The sequence below is a fragment of the Chryseobacterium sp. P1-3 genome, from assembly GCF_000738495.1.
Classification (GTDB): Bacteria; Bacteroidota; Bacteroidia; order Flavobacteriales; family Weeksellaceae; genus Chryseobacterium; species Chryseobacterium gallinarum.
On the sequence record NZ_JPEQ01000007.1, the window covers coordinates 50,006 to 69,044 of the forward strand.

Below are 19,039 nucleotides of genomic sequence, written 5' to 3' on the forward strand. Positions count from 1 at the left end.
TCTGTCTTAATAATCTTTTGTATCCTGATTATTCTTGCACGGCAGGAAGATTACTGTTGCTCTTCTGAATTTTTTTTGTACGTGATACTACACATCATAATACTGAATTCATATAATACAAGCAGTGGGAAAGCTGCCATAAGCATACTCAAAACATCTGCCGGAGTAATAATGGCCGCTACCACCATAATCAGAACAATGGCATGACGGCGATAGGTTTTCATAAACATTGGAGTGAGAATTCCAATGCTGGTAAGGAAATAAATCAGAATGGGAAAAAGAAAAATAACTCCCATACCTAAAACCACCTGTAAAAACAGGGTAGTATAATCACTCAGATCATAAAGCGGAACAATAATATCCGAAATTTTAAAAATCACTCCAAAGTTAACAGCGAAAGGCAGGATTAAAAAATAGCCACATAAAACTCCTGTCATAAAAAGAATCCATACAGCATTGATGATATAGATAGAATTCTTTTTCTCCCTCGGATGTAAAGCGGGACTGATGAAACGCCACAATTCCCAGACAATATAAGGGAAAGCCGCTACCATTCCTCCAAAAATAGAAACAGCCATCATCACATTAAATTGCTGGTAAAGTCTCTGTACACGTACAGGAAAATCTTTGGGGAGGTGAATGCTGTCTTCCCCCAAAAGCAATCTGGAAAAATGGTTAACAATTCTGAAAGTAGGAAAATCATTCCTCGTAGGGCCAAAAAAGATATGGTCCATAATCCAGTTGATATTGAAACCAACAGCAAAAGCAGCAATTATAATAGCAATAATCGAGCGGACGAGATGACCTCTTAGCTCTCCAATGTGCCCAAGAAAGGACATGTCTTTTTTATCCTCCATATCGTAAAATCTACACCTGTAAAAGGTAAGCTGGTTTAAGTCTGCGAAATTATGAAATAATAATCAGTATTTAGAATTTATTGGTCATGATTTTGTTCAAGTTTACAAAGCACTTTCCGGCGAAATACCTACACTGTTGTTTTCATATAAAAAAACAGATAATAAAAGCTATTATCTGTTGTTAAAAAAATGATTGTATTCCTTATTTTTCCAGGATTTCAAGAACCTTTTCACCTACTGCTCCCCCGGATTGCGGATTCTGACCTGTAACCAATCTCTCATCTGATACGGCGAAAGGTACAAAGTCCTGATCTGCTTTTACATAGTGAGCTCCTTTGCTTTTCAATACATCTTCTGTAAGGTAAGGCACATGATCTGCGAGTTCTGCAGCAATCTCTTCGGAATTTGAAAACCCTGTTACCGTTTTTCCTTTAATCAGCAGTTCTCCATCAGATAATTGAATGTTGAAAAGCCCGGCAGCTCCGTGACATACCGAAGAGATAATCCCTCCGTTTTCATAAATTGTACGGGCTATTTCCTGAATAGCTCCGTTATCAGGGAAATCCCATATCACACCGTGCCCTCCGGTATAATAAATAACACTGTAATCTTCAGGCTTGATCTCTTCCGGTTTCAGTGTATTGCCCAGTTTTTCTCTGAAAGTGGGATCAGCATAATATTTCCAGTCAACCGGCTGTACAAACATCTGCAGGGAAACAGGATCAAGTGGGGTATATCCTCCTTTAGGGCTTACAAAATCAATTTCATAGCCTTTTTCATGCAGCTTTTCATAAAAATGAACAGCTTCTCCCAGCCATAAACCGGTTGCCCTGTCCATACCGGGATATTTTTCTACGCTTGTTACAACAATTAATGCTTTCTTTTTCATGGATTTATCATTAAAAATTATACACAAAGATTGTCATTTTCTGAGGATTAGTATAAGGACATACCTCAAAAAAAAAGATGTGATCCATGTCACATCTTTATGAATATAGCCGGCTTAATGTTTCTCTTGAAACTCCCAGATAACTGGCAATGAGCTGTTTGGGAATGTGATCTATAAAACCGGGGTATTGTCTGATAAAATCTTCATAACGTTCTTTGGCAGATTTACTCATTAACGAAAGAATCCTCTGCTGCAGAGCCACATATCCAAAGTTCGATTTTACCCTGAAAAAAACGCTCCATCAAGGGAACTTCTGAGCAAAGAAGAGTAAGACTGGTATAAGATAGGGCGTAAACCTCTGAATCTTCAATACAATCCACAGCTAAAGAGGAGATTTCTTGTTTAAAAAATCCTGCAAAATCTGAAATCCACCAGTTAGGCGCCGCAAACTGCAGAATATGTTCTTTACCTGAATCATCTATCACACTGCTTTTGAGAAAGCCTTTTTCAATCAGGTATATCTCATGAACGGGTTGATTTTCCTGAATCAGGAATTGTCTTTTCCGGAATTTCTTTTGGGTAAAAAAAGTCCGTACGGTTTCAAACTCTTCATCACTAAGGTCTGTTACCTGCCTGATATGGTTTTTCAAAAACTGGCTCATGAGAATGGATTAATTTATTCCTTCATCAAGCAGCTTATGCAGATCGATAATACCAAAATACTTCCCGTTTTCAGTGACAACAAGCTGCCCGATATTGTTTTCTTTTAATACTTTCATAGCTTCTTTAGCAAGCGCATCTTTTTCAATGGTTCTGGGATTTGCAGACATGATGTCTTTAGCAAGAACTTTACTGATGTCTTCTTCCTTCATGAGCATTCTTCTCAGATCTCCGTCTGTAATCACCCCGATAATCCGATCACCATTGGTAACTACTGTAATACCATGGCTGGAAGCACTGATAGAAATAATAACATCTCTGATGGGTGCATTTTCAGTCACCTGTGGCTTTTGAGAGGACAGAAATTGCTCTACCTTGGAAGTAAGATTTTTTCCGAGGCTTCCACCCGGATGAAATTTGGCAAAATCATTAGCTTTGAACTCATTGAGCTCCATTAGCGCTACAGCCAACGCATCTCCCAATGCCATCTGGATAGTAGTAGAACTTGTGGGAGCCAGTTTATTAGGGCAAGCTTCCACATCAACATGAGTATCCAGAATAACTTCAGAAAATTCAGCCAGCTTACTGTTTTTATTTCCTGTCATTCCGATCAGGGCAGAAGAGTAATCTTTTAAGTAGGGAACCAGGTTGGCTATTTCCGGAGAATTCCCGGAATTGGAAATGCACAGTACTACATCCTGTTTCTGTATCACCCCCAGATCTCCGTGGATAGCTTCTGAAGCATGAAGGAACTGTGAAGGAGTTCCGGTAGAGTTGAGAGTAGCTACAATTTTGTTTCCTACATGGGCAGATTTTCCTATTCCTACTACAATCAGTTTCCCTTTTGCTGAATGAATGATCTCCACAGCGCGGGCAAAATCGTCATTTATTCTGTTTTTTAATTTTTCTAATTCTGAAATCTCAATTTCTAAAGTACTTTTAGCAATTGTTATAATGTTGGTTCTATCCATTTTATGAAGATAATGTATACAAAAAAGTTCTTAAAAAACGTTATATTTTAAAAAGAATATTTAATATAAATTTTATTTTTTATAAATTCGTTCGCTTTTATTTTAAGCAGAAATTTTATAACTTTGGGTTATATGCAAATTTAGCAATAGAAAATTAGATGAGCGCAAAAAAAGCCAATTTATCAGGCGAATTGAAAAAGTATTTTGGATTTTCTACATTTAAAGGACAGCAGGAACAAATCATTGAAAACCTTTTAAACGGGAAAGATATTTTTGTACTGATGCCCACAGGAGGTGGGAAATCATTATGTTATCAACTTCCGGCACTGATTTCCGAAGGTACGGCAATCGTCGTTTCGCCCTTAATAGCATTAATGAAGAATCAGGTAGATGCAGTGAATGGCCTTTCATCTGATGATGGGGTAGCACATGTATTAAATTCATCATTGAATAAGACACAGACAAAACAGGTTTTTGATGACATAAAAAGCGGGAAGACCAAGCTTTTGTACGTAGCTCCGGAATCATTGATTAAAGATGATTATCTGGACTTTTTGAAAGAAGTTAAAATTTCTTTCTTCGCGATTGACGAGGCGCACTGTATTTCAGAGTGGGGGCACGATTTCAGACCGGAGTACAGAAATTTGAAAATGATCATTGATAAAATCGCAAATGTACCGGTGATTGCTTTAACGGCTACTGCCACTCCCAAGGTCCAGGATGATATCCAGAAAACTTTGGGAATGACTAATGCAATGGTTTTTAAAGAGAGCTTCAACCGTCCGAATCTGTATTATGAAGTATGTCCTAAAATTAATGTAGATAAGGAAATTGTTAAATTTATCAACCAGCATAAAGGAAAATCAGGAATTGTATATTGCCTGAGCCGGAGAAAAGTAGAAGAGTTTGCTCAGCTATTGCAGGTAAACGGAATCAATGCACTCCCTTATCATGCAGGACTTGATCAAAAGATAAGAGTTGCCAATCAGGATAAATTCCTGATGGAGGAAGTAGATGTCATTGTGGCAACCATTGCTTTCGGAATGGGAATTGATAAACCGGACGTACGTTTTGTGATCCATTACGACTTCCCAAAATCGCTGGAAAGTTATTACCAGGAAACCGGAAGAGCAGGAAGAGACGGAGGTGAAGGACACTGTCTGGCTTTCTACGATCCTAAGGATATTGAAAAACTGGAGAAATTTTTAGCCCAAAAACCTGTTTCAGAAAGAGAAATAGGATTGCAGCTTCTGAATGAAGTGGTAGGGTATGCCGAAACTTCAATGAGCAGAAGACAATATATCCTTTATTATTTCGGAGAGAGCTTTGATCCTGTGAATGGAGAAGGTGCAAAAATGTGTGATAATTCGTCTAATCCCCCAAAATTGAAGGACGCTACTTCCGATTTGAAAAAAGTTTTGGAACTTATCAGCAACACCGGAGAAAAGTTTAAAGCCAAAGATCTGATTTCTGTTATTGCAGGAAAAGAAACAGCGGTAACCAAGTCTTACAAGCTGGAACAAAATCCTTATTTCGGCTTTGGAAAAGAAGAGAAAGACAATTATTGGAAAACGATCCTGAGACAGGCAACTGTTCAGAATTTTTTACAGAAAGATATTGAAACCTATGGGGTTTTAAAGATTGCAGAAAAAGGCAAAAAAATGCTGGAAGGCAAATCCAAAGAAGTCTTTTTAATTGCTGAAGACCGGGAATTTGACCTTACTCAGGCTAAAGCCGATAGCGATCAGATACAGATGCAGGCGGGAGGAGGTCTGGATCAGAATCTCTTTAATCAATTAAAAGAGCTGAGGAAAAAAGTTGCCAAAAAACATGGGATCCCTCCCTATACGGTATTTATGGATCCGAGTTTAGAGGATATGACGGTTCAGTATCCTATCACTGTGGAAGAAATTATGAAAATTTACGGGGTAGGAGAAGGAAAAGCTAAAAAATACGGTAAGGAATTCGCAGATTTCATAAAAACCTATGTAGAAGATCACAATATAGAACGTACCCAGGATATGGTATTGAAACAGGTGGCTAATAAATCCAGCCATAAAGTTTTCATCATCCAGAGTACTGATAAGAAAATCGACCTTGAGGATATTGCGAGAGCTAAGAATCTTTCCATGGATGAGCTTTTGAAAGAAATGGAAAGAATTGTTTACCAGGGAACCAAGCTCAATATTGATTATTATATTGAAGATAATTTTGATGAAGACATTGTAGATGGTTTCATGGAGTTTATGAATGAATCCGAAAGTGATAGCATGAAGGTATTGCTGGATGAATTCGGGGATGAGCTTTCCGATGAAGAGGTAAGGATGCTGAGAATTAAATTCATTAGTGATGTTGCCAACTAAAGAGGAAATATCATTTATTTAAACTGTTTTTTAGAAAGAATAATAAAATATTGAGCAGAGCTGAAATTTTCTTCAGCTCTGCTTATTTATTACAGGGTCATCAAGAATAGAGGCTATTTTCAAAAAGTTGGGAATGAGCAACTTTTACACTTGATCAGAGCCTAGCTTTTTAACCCGGAATAAGTATTTTTGTGAATTATCGGTCGGGTTGTGGAGCTGACCGTAGCTGATTAAAAAATCTTCGTTTCATCAATATTTGACACGTAATGAAACTTTTTAGTAACTTTAACTGATGAAAAAAATATCTGTCATATTTATTCTGCCGGACTTAGAAACCGGAGGTGCAGAAAGAATTGTTACTACTATAGCGAATCATCTTTCCAGGGATCGGTTTGATCCTAAGATCTTGCTGTTGCGTAAACAGGGCGGATATCTCAATTTCCTGAAAAAAGATGTTGAAATTATAGACATCAATACCGAAAGAATCAGACATTCATTAAAACCGATTTTAGGAGAAATTTACAGAAGGAAACCTGATGTTGTATTTTCCGGTTTTGGAGAAGTGAATGCTTACCTGGCGTTGTTTATCAAGCTTTTTCCCAGAACGAAATTTATTGCCAGGGAAACTAATGTAGTTTCACAACATGTGACAAGGAAGGAAATAAAATTCTTTTATAATTTTTACAATAATTATCAAAGAATTATTGCTCAAAGTGATGATATGATGAAAGATCTGATTGATAATTTTAATATTAAAAAAAAGAAAATCATCAAGATCAATAACCCTGTCGATTTTGAATTTATAGATGATAAATTGGCATTATCCATTAAGCCGGAAAGCTATAAATACAACTATAAACATGTAGTGGCTATTGGTAATTTATCAGCCAGGAAGGGCTTTGATAACCTGTTGAAAGTTTTTTCAAGGCTTAAAAATGAAAATATCCTTCTCCATATTCTGGGGGATGGAAAAGACAAAGAGGTTTTGCTTCAGATGAAAGAGTTTTTAGGATTGAAAAATGTTATTTTCCATGGCAGACAGGAGAATCCGTATCAGTTTCTAAAGTATGCGGATCTGTTTATCCTTTCTTCAAGATATGAAGGATTTCCCAATGTACTTTTGGAAGCGGGTGCTTGTGGAACTTACTCGCTGGCCAATAACTGTCCGGGAGGAATTAACGAAATCATCCAGCACAATGTGAATGGTGAAATTGCCAATATTGAAGATTATGAAAGCTTTGCCCAAAAGATAATCAACGTGATGCACCAGGATAATAATCGTGATGCTATAAAAAAACTCGATTAAATCTAGGTTTTCAAAAAATATTATTCTGGATAAATACGAAAAAGTACTACTGGACCTTATCAAATAATATGAATAAATTTGAAGAACTGAAACGGAACCGATATATCAAAAAGATGCATTCCAATGCCATCGCGATGTCTACCAGGCAGATTGACCTCCGGGAAGGATGTTTGAAGATGGAATATTTTTATGATCAGATTGAATATATTCAGTCTCTGGAAGGAGTTGATATTGATATTTTCGAAGAGTTTTCTTCAAAAACCAGCTTTTTCCCTTTATCCAAAGAACGGGAGGTTTATAATCAGGAATATTTATCTAAACTGGATGCCAGATTATCAGCAATTACAGATCAATACTATGATCGGGTAGTACAGAAATGTGAAGAACTTATTAATAAACTGCAGTATATCAAAACGGTTATCTAATGTTGATATTGGGAAGCGTTGCTTTTTCGGGGATCATTATTGCATTCATGTGCATAGCATTGCTGTTTTCCAAAAAGAAAAATGTTTCTTCAGATTATTACCTTATGGTTTGGCTGTTGGTAGGGGCCGCTAATCTTGCCTATTATTTATTTCCATCTTTACTTCCTGAGAAAGTTCAGGCTTTCGGGTTTGCGCTTCCGGTATTAAGTATGGGAATGCTTTATCTTTACGTTATTTCAATTACTTTTAATATTCCGTTTCGTTCAGACTATCTGATCAGGCATTCTTTGTTCTTTCTGGGGTACAGTTTGTTTTTTATCGGGATTTCAATATTCTACAGCCGTATAGGGTTTAAAAATAGTATTCCTTATTTTACTGAAAAGGATCAAAACGGATTATTGAATCTGATAACATTTCCAATGGCTGTTGTGCCGGTGGTTTATATTGTTTTATGTTTTCTTGCTTTGAAAAAATATCAGAAAATGCTCCCTGAATATTATTCAGCACTTGAAAAGATCAATCTTAACTGGCTGAAGTATATTATTATTTCTTTAATTATCCTTTTTATTGGAGTTTTCTGCATGATTGCATTAGGAACACGAACGGATGTGATTCCTTTTGATAAGATTTTTCAAATTGTTGCTGTAGTACAAAGCGGATATTTATTCTGTATTGTATTCTTTAGCTTAAGACAGAGTATTGTGTTCCATCAGCAGACAACTCTTACTGAAGAGATCATCCTGAAACAGGAAGAGAAATCCGACGTTATGAATAAAAACAGTTCCGATGGTATTTCTCAAAAGCTTTTAGAATTCATGGAAACAGCTAAACCTTATCTGGATGAAGAGCTGAGTCTGCAGAAACTGTCTTCATTAATGAATATTTCCACCCATCAGCTTTCGCAGACTATAAATCAAGGACTCAATACGAATTTTTACAAGTTTGTGAATGCTTACAGAATAGAAGAGGTAAAGGAAAAACTGAAAGATCCTGAATTTGAAAAATATTCAATCTTAGGCATTGCATTTGAGTCAGGCTTTAATTCAAAATCTACTTTCAATAAGATCTTTAAAGAAGAAACAGGGATGACGCCTTCTGAGTTTAAGAAGTCCGGATCTGTCAAAAAAGAGTCCTAACCGATCATTTAGGACGATCAAACCTGTGTTTTATAGGAGTTTTGCCATCAAAAAATTATGGACACACCTCTTCATTTAAGTAATATTGTTGTGCATGTTATCAGTGGAACCATCGCACTCATTGTCGGATTTTTGATTCTGTTTAAAACAAAAGGAACACCTCTGCATGTAAAACTCGGAACCCTTTTTATCTATTGTATGATTGTTGTGGTAACGACTGGAGCTTTCGGAGTCATTGTATTTAAAAGAAACCTGTTCCTGTTATTAATTACTGTATTGGCAGCCTATAATACGTATTCCGGATTCCGGGTTTTAAAAGAAAAATCAAACCGTTTTTATTTAAAAGACCTTTTGGCCATGTTGGGTGCTTTAACCATTGCTTTGGTGTTTGTGTATTATCTTAAATTCATAGGCTTTTATTGGAACCCTGTAGTCATTTACTCCGGAGTAGGATATTTGCTGTTGGTGGTTTCTTATGATGTTTTTCGGTATTGTATTCCGGCATCCCGATATGGCAATTTGTGGCGCTATGAGCATTCCAGTAAAATGATCAGTGCAATGGGAGCGCTTTTATCTGCTTTTATAGGAACTCTTTTGCCGGATTATAAACCCTATAGCCAGATTTTACCGTCTTTGGTTATGATTTTGATTATGATTTTTTTCAACATTAAAATTTACATCCGATTGAAAAACAAGATGTAAGACCGAGTAATTAGATGTTTTGTATGTAAAAGAACCATTTACTTGAGGTATACTGTTGATTGTAATTTCAGGTTGATGGGTTTTTTAGTATTTTTGTGCCTCAAATAAGAAATACAATGAATATGATTCCTAAAATAGGGTGCGCTTGTGAAAAACCAGACCATAATTATACTGAATTTAGAAGCTCTGAACTAGGTATTGATCATACTAACGGAAGACATGGAGAAGTAACAATTCAGCAATGCAAATTATGTCAGAGAATATGGATTCATTATTTTGTTGAATATGAACATTATTCCAAATCGGGAAGATGGTACAAAGGAATTGTTTCTAAAAAAAGACCGTCCACAGATCACTCCGGAAAATGCCGTGGAGTTCTTAGAAAGTCTCGAATGGTATGTATATGGAGGTTCATTTTTTGACAGTACGGGAACGATCGGAAAAGGCGCTTTACAGCTAGATTGATCAACGCGTTAAGGTATTTAAATTTTTTTGATCTCAAAATTGATAAAACTCACTTTGGTGCTTGGTAATTTATATGTAAATTTGTGAGACTTAAGTAAGATAATAATAAACAAATTCATAAAATAACATGAGTCAATTCGATGTTACCGTAATAGGTTCTGGTCCTGGTGGTTATGTAGCTGCAATCCGTGCAGCACAGTTAGGTTTCAAAACAGCAATTATTGAAAAATATTCAACTTTAGGCGGAACTTGTCTTAACGTTGGATGTATTCCGTCAAAAGCGCTTCTTGACAGCTCTGAGCATTTCGAGAATGCAAAGCATAATTTTGCAAGCCACGGGATTATTATTAATGAACCTCAGGCAGATATTGCAAGAATAATTGAGCGTAAAAATGAAGTAGTGGATCAGACAACCAAAGGGATTAACTTCCTGATGGACAAAAATAAAATTACTGTTTTTGAAGGAGTAGGAAGCTTTGAATCTGCTACCCAGATCAAAATCACTAAAAAAGACGGTTCTTCTGAAACGATTGAATCTACATACACCATTATTGCAACAGGTTCCAAGCCATCCAGCTTACCTTTCATCTCTTTGGATAAAGAAAGAATCATTACTTCTACGGAAGCTTTAAATCTTAAAGAAATCCCTAAGCATTTAGTAGTGATCGGAGGAGGAGTAATCGGTCTTGAACTGGGATCTGTTTACTTAAGATTAGGAGCTCAGGTAACCATTGTTGAATTCATGGATAAAATTATTCCGGGAATGGATGGAGCTTTAAGCAAAGAATTGACTAAAGTTCTTAAAAAACAAGGAATGAAGTTCATGCTTTCTACAGCGGTATCTGCAGTTGAAAGAAATGGGGATACAGTAAAAGTTACAGCTAAAGATAAAAAAGGAGAAGAGGTAGTTGTAGAAGGAGATTATTGTTTGGTTTCTGTAGGAAGAAGACCTTATACAGAAGGTCTGGGTCTTGAAAAAGCAGGTGTGGAGCTTGATGAAAGAGGAAGAGTAAAAGTAAATGAACATTTACAGACTAACGTAGCCAACATCTATGCTATCGGAGATGTAATCAAAGGAGCAATGCTTGCTCACAAAGCGAGTGAAGAAGGAACATTGGTTGCGGAAATATTGGCAGGCCAAAAACCACATATTAACTATAACTTAATCCCTGGTGTTGTTTATACATGGCCTGAAGTAGCGGGTGTAGGTAAAACTGAAGAACAGCTGAAAGAAGAAGGAGTTGCTTACAAGGTAGGTTCTTTCCCAATGAGAGCATTGGGAAGAAGCCGTGCAAGTGGTGATGTTGATGGACTTGTTAAGATTATTGCAGATGAAAAAACAGATGAGGTTTTAGGAATGCACATCATAGGAGCAAGAGCTGCCGATCTTATTGCAGAAGGCGTGATTGCTATGGAGTTCCGTGCTAGTGCCGAAGATATTGCAAGAAGTTCCCATGCACACCCAACATATGCTGAAGCAATTAAAGAAGCAGCATTGGATGCTACAGGAAAAAGGCCTATCCACATATAGGATTTGATTAAATAATCATACATATAAAAAAGAGAAATCAGTTTTTGGTTTCTCTTTTTTTGTAAAAATCTACATAATCTTCTGAATCAGCAAGGCTTCTAATATTGCCTCAAACGCACTAAATCCGTGAAAAATCAAAAAACTTTATTGGTACTTTTTGATTTTCTTGGCTCTACAGCAATATACTGGTAAAACTTTTTAATGGCTTTGCAGTACCGAGATAGCTAGCAAGAAAAAGAAGGCTCTTATGATTTAGAATTTGTTTGAGGTAAATGTTATAGGTTTTATAGGATAAATACTCTTTAAAAAAGGGAAGATGATTCAATAGGTTTAAAATCTTTAAATTTCCGTACCTTTGTCAGCTAATTTTATCATCAATGCAACTCGGAAAAACTCAAAGTTTAGAAATTTCAGAAAAAAATAACTCAGGATGGATTCTCACGGATGGGTCTGGTGAAAAGGCTTTTTTACCTAAAATCTTTATTCAGGAAGAAAAAGAAATCGGTGAAGAAGTGGAGGTTTTCATATATCAGGATGATAGTAAATTAAAAGCGACTACCGAAATTCCATTGGCTGAAGTTGGTGAGTTTGCTGTAATGAGCTGTGTACAGAGCCTTCCCAGTGGGGCATTTATGGATTGGGGAATCATTAAAGACCTGTTTATTCCTTATAAGCAGCAGAAAACTAAAATTATTGAAGGAAAAAGATATCTGGTATATGTCTATGTGGAAGAAGACATGGAGCTGATCACCGGAACGACAAAATTCAAAAGAAACCCGCAATATCAGGATTTACCATTTAAAAAAGGTGATAAAGTAGACCTGATTATGATGAATGAAAGTGAACTGGGCTGGAATGTGGTGATCAATAAAAAATATATCGGGTTGATTTATACATCTGATGTTTTCAAAAAATTATATCCTTTATCAGAAGAAACGGGATATATTAAAGCAATCCGTGAAGATGGGAAAATTGATGTTTCTTTACAGCCTGAAGGATTTGAAAACATTGATGAATTCAAACAAAAGATTCTTAATAAGCTGGAAGAAAATTACGGACTCCTGTATGTTTCTGATAAATCTTCACCGGAAGAAATTAAAGAAGAGCTTCAGATGAGTAAAAAGAACTTTAAAAAAGCAATCGGAGGACTTTATAAAGATAAAATCATCGATATTTCAGATGATAAGATCAAATTGTTATAAACGCAATATTTTTATAAAAAAAAATAGAGAAAGGCTGCCTGTTGAGGCAGCCTTTTCTGTATCTCCAGCTTTTAATTAAAAAATAAAAACCTGATGCATATCATAACAATTCTGTTTAATTTTTTTGTTTAACAATTTTGTCAAAAACAAAAAAGAATTAATTTTGCACAAATTTGTTTAACAAAAATGTCAAATCAAGCAAAAAAAGACCAAACACAGGAATTGATCAAGGAGACAGCGAAGAATTTATTCTTTGTGAAAGGAAAATTTGATGCTACTACGCAGGAGATTGCCGATGCAGCGGGAGTGAACAGAACACTTATAAATTATTATTTCCGGTCAAGGGATAAACTGATTCAGATCATCTTTGATGAAGCCCAGAGAGTGGAACAGGAAAAATCAAAAATCATTCAGACAGCAAATCTTCCTTTCAAAGAGAAGATCAGCAAGTTTATTGAAAGCAGTCTGGCAACGAGTCTTCAGTATCCGTATCTGGAAACCTATATTGTTTCGCAGATCAACAAAGGGACCTGCCATCAGAGAGAAATTGAAGAAGATATCCTGGAAACCTTATACAAGGATATTGAAAAAGAAATGGAATTGGGAAATATTGAAAAAATGGCCCCTGTACAATTTATTCTGAATATGGTGTCGCTATTGGTTTTTCCAAGTGCTATAAGACCTTTATTTATGGAGAATCTTATGATTAGTGATGAAGAATATGATAAGATTATTTCTGAAAGAAAAGAAATAATTATCAATATGTTATTTAAAAGTTAAAAAAAACTAAAGTATTTCTAAAGATGATCCGTCATGCAGAAATAAAAATAATAACTAAAACAAACAAAAAATAAACGAAGTATAAAAATTATGAAAAGAAAACGTATAACTGCTAAAAAGCTAAAAATTGGGATAGCTGCAGCATTTATGATTTTCAGCTTTTCATCGGTGTCTGCCCAGCAGCAGGTTTCTCTGCAGGAAGCAATTAAACAGGCACTCCAGAATAAGGCAGAAGCTAAAAAAAGCTGCCTTACAGGTCAAAAAAGCTGAATACAAGATTGACGAGGCGAAGGCTGGAGCTCTTCCTCAGATCAGTGTCGCAGGAGGGGTTTCTTATAACCCGATTATCCAGGAGACTGTGGTGGAGATTATGGGGCAGAGAAACATTTTTAAAATGGGGCAGCCTTGGAACTCAAGCATTTCTGCAACACTTAATCAAGCTTTGTTTGATCAGAGAGTGTTCATTGGGTTAAAAGCAGCTAAATCTACAAGGGAGTTTTATGTGCTGAATTCTCAGTTGACCAATGAGCAGATCATTGTGAACGTAGCGACAGCCTATTATAATGTGTTTGTTCAGGAAGAGAATCTGAAAACATTGGAAACAAGCTATAAGAATACGGAAAAAGTAAGAAATATTATTAAAAGCTTGGTGGATAACGGGCTTGCAAAACCTATAGATCTTGACAGAACAAATGTTCAGCTTACCAATATTGCTTCCAATAAGCAAAAATTAATCAACGGAGTGGAGCTTGCCAAAAACTCTTTGAAATTTTATATGGGAGTTCCTATCGATTCACCTATTGAATTAGAGGAGAAAAGCATAGAACCGAGACCGGAACTTATAGCAGGACAGATCAACCTGGACAACAGGTCTGAAATTAAGGTTCTTAGAAAACAGATGGAACTTCTACAGTTTAATAAAAAAGCGACAGAAGCATTCCTTTATCCTACAGTAAGCCTTCAGGCTAATTATGGCTGGTACGGAATGGGAACAAAATTTCCTTGGTTTAATGGAATTAATAATGGGGTGAACTGGAGTGATGCAGCCTCTATAGGACTCAATGTAAACATACCGATCTTTACGGGAGGAGCTACGAAATCTAAAATCCAGCAGGCTGAAATCGATATTCAGGATCTGAACCAGGATATCGAAAATACCCAGCTAAGCCTGAGTTTAGATTATAAAAATGCAGCAACCAATATGGAAAATGCCTTAATCAATATTCAAAGTATGAAAGACAATGTTGCTTTGGCTGAAAAAGTACAGGCGAATACGCAGTCTAACTATCAATATGGTCTTGCAACACTTACAGATCTGCTTGATACTGATAATTCTTTGACTGAGGCAAAACAAAATTATGCGAACGCTTTATTAGATTATAAGCAAGCTGAAATTCAGTTGATGAAAGCAAGAGGAGAGTTAAACACATTACAAAACCCATAATAAACAATGAAAAAAACTTTAATATATATCATCGTAGCAGCTGTACTTATAGGATTGGCAGCATACAAGATTGCCGGCAACAAAGAGAAACAGACTCAGGAAGTAAAAGAGGTTGCCAAGCAGGTAGATAAAATCAATGTTAATATTGTAACCGTTACAAGAGAAAATATAGATACGGATTATTCTGCGAACGGAACTTTTATTCCTAAGCAGGAAATGAATCAGTCTTCCGAAATCTCAGGACGTATTGTCAACGTTTTGGTAAAAGAAGGTTCAAGAGTTTCTGCAGGTCAGGTGCTGGCAACCATTAAAAGAGACGCCATAGAGGTTGATGTTACCCAGGCTCAGAATAACCTGCAGAATGCTATTATTGATAACCAACGTTATGAAAACGCATACAAGACAGGTGGAGTTACCAAACAACAGCTAGATAACTCCAGACTTCAGCTTAAAAATGCTCAGGCAGCGGTGAGAGCCCAGGGAGTTAAAGTAAATGATACAAGTATCCGTGCTGGTATCAGTGGTACCATCAATAAAAAAATGGTTGAACCGGGAACTGTAGTTTCTCCCGGAACAGCGATGTTTGAAATCGTTAATATCAACAGCTTAAAACTTTCAGTTTTAGTAGATGAAAGCCAGATCGGAAAAATTCAGCTAGGCCAGGAAGTACCGATTAAAGTGAATGTTTTACCGGAAGATTCTTTCGTTGGAAGAATTACCTTTATTGCCCCTAAAAGTGATGCTTCTTTAAATTTCCCAGTTGAAATCGAAGTTCAGAACAGAGGCAACCTGAAAGCAGGTATGTATGCAACTGCTACGTTTAAAACAAACAATGGAGCAGAAACCCAAAATATGTTAACAGTACCTGCTGAAGCGTTTGTAAACGGAGTAAGCTCAGGACAGTTATTTGTAGTTGAAAATGGTGTTGCTAAAATGATCAAAGTAACCATCGGAAAAGTTTACGGAGACAAAGTACAGGTATTAAGCGGATTAAACGGTGGTGAAAAAGTTGTAACCAGCGGGCAGATCAACCTGGACAACGGGTCTAAAGTGAACATTATAAAGTAAACGATTTATGAAGTTAGCAGAAATATCGATTAAAAGACCTTCGCTGGTAATTGTATTGTTTACAATTCTGACGCTGGGAGGTATCCTGAGTTATACACTCATGGGATACGAATTGATTCCAAAGTTTGAAACCAATATGGTAACAATTTCCACGGTGTATCCGGGAGCTTCTCCCGCAGAAGTGGAAACTTCGGTCACCCGGAAGATTGAGGATGCCGTAGGTTCTTTGGAAAACGTAAAAAAAGTAGAATCTTCTTCATATGAAAGTTTATCCGTGATCATGGTTCAGCTGAACGATGGGGCTGATGTGGACTTCGCCTTGAATGATGCGCAGAGAAAGGTAAATGCTATTCTTGCAGACCTTCCGGATGATGTGAAAGCACCGTCATTGAACAAATTCTCCTTAGATGATTTACCGATTATTACGATGAGTATTTCATCAGATAAACTAAACAGTAAGGATCTCTATGACTTACTCGATAAAAAGATAGAACCTATTTTTTCCCGTGTAAACGGAGTGGCTCAGGTTGATCTTGTAGGCGGACAGGAAAGAGAAATCCAGGTGAACCTGGATGAAAAAAAATTGCAGGGGTATGGGCTTTCTATCGGGGATGTTCAGCAGGCAATTCTTTCTTCAAACCTGGATTTCCCGACGGGGAGCTTGAAAACAAGAACTACAAAATCCACGATCAGGCTATCCGGAAAGTATAAATCTATCGGGGAAATGAACAATCTTGTAGTCTCCAATAAAAATGGGGCACAGGTTCGTTTATCTGATATTGCTACCGTTTTTGACTCTCAGAAAGATGTAGAAAAAGTAGCAAGATTCAATCAGTTTCCAACGATCCTGATGCAGGTTAAGAAACAATCTGATGCGAATGCGGTAGCAGTATCTGAAAGTGTTCAGAAAACAATTAAAACCGTTGAAGAAGCATATAAAGTTCAGGGAGTAAAAGTAAAAATCGTAAACGATACAACAGAATTTACCCTTGAATCAGCAAACCACGTAATCTTTGACTTATTCTTAGCTATTATTCTCGTGGCCATTGTAATGTTGTTGTTCCTTCACAGTATCAGAAACGCATTCATTGTAATGGTTTCTATTCCGGCTTCATTGGTAGCAGCATTTATCGGAATGAATCTGATGGGGTATACGCTGAACCTGATGAGTTTGCTGGGACTGTCACTTGTGGTAGGGATTCTTGTAGATGATGCGATCGTGGTACTGGAAAACATTTACCGCCACATGGAGATGGGGAAAAGTAAGATCAGAGCAGCCTATGACGGAGCTTCGGAAATTGGATTTACGGTAGCAGCGATTACCCTGGTAATTGTGGTAGTATTCTTACCGATTGCGATGAGTTCCGGTCTTGTAGCCAACATTCTTGCACAATTCTGTGTCACGGTGGTTATTGCGACGATGCTATCGTTATTGGCTTCATTTACCATTATTCCATGGCTATCATCAAGGTTTGGTAAACTGGAACATTTGACAGGGAAGAACTGGTTTGAGAAATTTATTCTTTGGTTTGAAGGGTTAATCGACAAGTTTACTCACTGGGTTACAGATATCCTTGAATGGTGTCTGAAAACAACCTTAAGAAGAATTTCTACCGTTGTTGTTACATTCATTATTCTGATCAGTTCATTCTCTTTGGTAATCTTCGGATTTATTGGAGGCGAATTCTTCCCGCCGATTGACCGTGGGCAGTTCCTGGTACAGATGGAGCTTTCAAAGGATGCAACCGTTGAAAAGACCAACCAATTAACATTAGAAGTTGAGAAGTTTTTAAGAAACGATAAAGATGTTGTAGACCTTATTACAACCGTTGGACAGCAATCAACAGGTTTTGGTGGTGCTCAGGCAACTACTTACCAATCTGAGGTTCAGGTAAACCTTACAGACAAATCTGAACGTTCTGAAAGTACCAACATCAAGGCTGCAAAAGTAAAAAGAGCCTTAGAAGAGAAATTTACAGGAGTTGAGTTTAAAACAGCACCAATCGGTATCATGGGAGCAGAAAATGCACCGATCGAAATGGTAGTCACAGCTCCGGATAACGCAACAGCGGTAAAAGAAGCGACAAGAATTCTTGAGCTATTGAAAAAAAGTTCCGGGAGCAGTAGATGCAGAATTATCTACAGACTCTGGTAACCCGGAAGTACAGGTCAATATCGACAGAGACAAAATGGCTTCTCTGGGCTTAAACCTTTCAAGCGTAGGACAGACAATGCAGACTGCGTTTAACGGGAATACAGACGGAAAATTCAGAGCCGGAGAGTATGAATATGATATTAACATCCGTTTTGGGGACCTGAACAGACAGTCCATAGATGATGTTAAAAACCTGATGTTTACCAATCCTCAGGGACAGCAGGTTCGCCTGAGTCAGTTCGCTGAAGTGAAAATGGGTTCAGGGCCAAGTTTGCTTGAACGTAGAGATAAGTCTCCTTCTGTGAAAGTAAGAGCTAAAGCGGTAGGTAGACCGGTAGGGGATGTAGCCAATGAATGGGCCGCAAAATTCATGAATGATAAAAAGCCTGTAGGGGTAGATTATATCTGGAGCGGAGATATGGAAAACCAGCAGGAAGGTTTCGGTACGTTAGGAATCGCATTATTAGCAGCTATCGTATTGGTATATCTGGTAATGGTATCCTTGTATGACAGTTTTGTATATCCATTCGTAGTATTATTCTCTATTCCGTTGGCGATGATCGGAGTAATGGTGATCCTTGCCTTAACTGCCAACTCGTTGAACATCTTTACGATGCTAGGGATGATCATGCTGATTGGTCTTGTTGCGAAAAACGCGATTATGATCGTTGACTTTACCAACGCAAGAAAAGCAGCTGGTGCAACTACTCATGATGCATTGATCCAGGCTAATCACGCGCGTCTCCGTCCGATCCTGATGACCACGATTGCGATGATCTTCGGTATGTTACCGATCGCATTGGCAACCGGAGCAGGAGCGGAGATGAACAAAGGTCTTGCATGGGTAGTTATTGGTGGTTTGACATCATCTCTATTCCTGACCTTGATCATTGTACCGGTAGTATACTCCTTATTTGACTCTCTTCTGAGAAGAATGGGTAAAGATAATAAAGTAGACTACGAAGCTGAAATGAAAGCAGATTACGTACACAGAGAACTTAATGATGACGGGTTTACGCCTAAGCATCTGGATAAATAAAAATTAGCCTTTAATTAACCGGGAGCGCCTCAGATTTCTGAGGCGC

The 19,039-nt window shown here is 37.3% G+C and carries 16 protein-coding genes and 2 pseudogenes; 13 read left to right on the plus strand and 5 right to left on the minus strand.

All coding sequences use genetic code 11. The annotated features are described in order from the left end of the window. Positions 1 to 50 precede the first annotated feature (50 nt). The 5 genes from tatC to HX13_RS08750 all read right to left on the minus strand — a co-directional run bounded on the left by tatC (position 51) and on the right by HX13_RS08750 (position 3,377). Positions 51 to 857: a twin-arginine translocase subunit TatC gene (gene tatC, locus HX13_RS08735; protein WP_050020771.1), complete on the minus strand. Its 807-nt coding sequence runs from the start codon at positions 855 to 857 to the stop codon at positions 51 to 53. Positions 858 to 1,059: 202 nt separating this feature from the next. After that, positions 1,060 to 1,746, minus strand: a complete 687-nt coding sequence (locus HX13_RS08740; protein WP_050020772.1) for a type 1 glutamine amidotransferase domain-containing protein — start codon at positions 1,744 to 1,746, stop codon at positions 1,060 to 1,062. Positions 1,747 to 1,843: 97 nt separating this feature from the next. Beyond that, entirely contained in the window at positions 1,844 to 1,978 is a 135-nt protein-coding gene (locus HX13_RS25990) for a hypothetical protein (RefSeq protein ID WP_316931280.1), read from the minus strand. Continuing rightward, a complete protein-coding gene (locus HX13_RS08745; RefSeq protein ID WP_316931281.1) occupies positions 1,971 to 2,408 on the minus strand; it encodes a cyclic nucleotide-binding domain-containing protein in 438 nt (145 codons plus the stop codon). Before HX13_RS08745 ends, HX13_RS25990 begins: the two co-directional genes overlap by 8 nt. A gap of 9 nt (positions 2,409 to 2,417) precedes the next feature. Further along, positions 2,418 to 3,377 carry an SIS domain-containing protein gene (locus tag HX13_RS08750; protein WP_050020773.1) on the minus strand — a complete coding sequence of 320 codons (960 nt, stop codon included), beginning with the start codon at positions 3,375 to 3,377 and terminating at the stop codon, positions 2,418 to 2,420. A 158-nt stretch (positions 3,378 to 3,535) separates the two neighbouring features. Here HX13_RS08750 and recQ point away from each other — a divergent pair, with 158 nt between their 5' ends. From recQ to HX13_RS08810, 13 genes and pseudogenes are all read left to right on the plus strand, one after another. Beyond that, the gene (gene recQ / locus HX13_RS08755) at positions 3,536 to 5,740 is read left to right on the plus strand and encodes a DNA helicase RecQ (RefSeq protein WP_050020774.1); all 2,205 of its coding nucleotides are present in this window, start codon (positions 3,536 to 3,538) and stop codon (positions 5,738 to 5,740) included. A 292-nt stretch (positions 5,741 to 6,032) separates the two neighbouring features. After that, positions 6,033 to 7,113, plus strand: a pseudogene (locus HX13_RS08760) (glycosyltransferase). A gap of 1 nt (position 7,114) precedes the next feature. Continuing rightward, positions 7,115 to 7,471 (plus strand): DUF2489 domain-containing protein, encoded by a 357-nt coding sequence (locus HX13_RS08765; protein ID WP_050020775.1) that lies wholly within the window; start codon positions 7,115 to 7,117, stop codon positions 7,469 to 7,471. Beyond that, positions 7,471 to 8,607, plus strand: a complete 1,137-nt coding sequence (locus tag HX13_RS08770) for a helix-turn-helix domain-containing protein (protein ID WP_050020776.1) — start codon at positions 7,471 to 7,473, stop codon at positions 8,605 to 8,607. The genes HX13_RS08765 and HX13_RS08770 overlap by 1 nt, the downstream gene beginning before the upstream one ends. A gap of 57 nt (positions 8,608 to 8,664) precedes the next feature. After that, on the plus strand, positions 8,665 to 9,309 hold the full coding sequence (locus HX13_RS08775; protein WP_050020777.1) for a hypothetical protein: 645 nt from the start codon (positions 8,665 to 8,667) through the stop codon (positions 9,307 to 9,309). Positions 9,310 to 9,594: 285 nt separating this feature from the next. Continuing rightward, the gene (locus tag HX13_RS08780) at positions 9,595 to 9,774 is read left to right on the plus strand and encodes a hypothetical protein (RefSeq protein WP_050020778.1); all 180 of its coding nucleotides are present in this window, start codon (positions 9,595 to 9,597) and stop codon (positions 9,772 to 9,774) included. Positions 9,775 to 9,901: 127 nt separating this feature from the next. Continuing rightward, positions 9,902 to 11,305, plus strand: coding sequence for a dihydrolipoyl dehydrogenase (lpdA, locus tag HX13_RS08785; RefSeq protein WP_050020779.1), 1,404 nt, complete (start codon positions 9,902 to 9,904; stop codon positions 11,303 to 11,305). A gap of 377 nt (positions 11,306 to 11,682) precedes the next feature. Beyond that, complete coding sequence (locus HX13_RS08790; RefSeq protein WP_050020780.1) at positions 11,683 to 12,507, plus strand: S1 RNA-binding domain-containing protein; 825 nt, start codon at positions 11,683 to 11,685, stop codon at positions 12,505 to 12,507. A gap of 186 nt (positions 12,508 to 12,693) precedes the next feature. Then, positions 12,694 to 13,287, plus strand: a complete 594-nt coding sequence (locus HX13_RS08795; protein WP_050020781.1) for a TetR/AcrR family transcriptional regulator — start codon at positions 12,694 to 12,696, stop codon at positions 13,285 to 13,287. A 90-nt stretch (positions 13,288 to 13,377) separates the two neighbouring features. Beyond that, positions 13,378 to 13,557, plus strand: coding sequence for a hypothetical protein (locus HX13_RS25995; protein ID WP_316931282.1), 180 nt, complete (start codon positions 13,378 to 13,380; stop codon positions 13,555 to 13,557). Positions 13,558 to 13,564: 7 nt separating this feature from the next. Beyond that, positions 13,565 to 14,731, plus strand: a complete 1,167-nt coding sequence (locus HX13_RS08800; RefSeq protein WP_316931298.1) for a TolC family protein — start codon at positions 13,565 to 13,567, stop codon at positions 14,729 to 14,731. A gap of 6 nt (positions 14,732 to 14,737) precedes the next feature. After that, on the plus strand, positions 14,738 to 15,799 hold the full coding sequence (locus HX13_RS08805; RefSeq protein WP_050020782.1) for an efflux RND transporter periplasmic adaptor subunit: 1,062 nt from the start codon (positions 14,738 to 14,740) through the stop codon (positions 15,797 to 15,799). A 7-nt stretch (positions 15,800 to 15,806) separates the two neighbouring features. Beyond that, positions 15,807 to 18,993: pseudogene (locus HX13_RS08810) on the plus strand (efflux RND transporter permease subunit). The last annotated feature ends 46 nt before the right edge of the window (positions 18,994 to 19,039 follow it).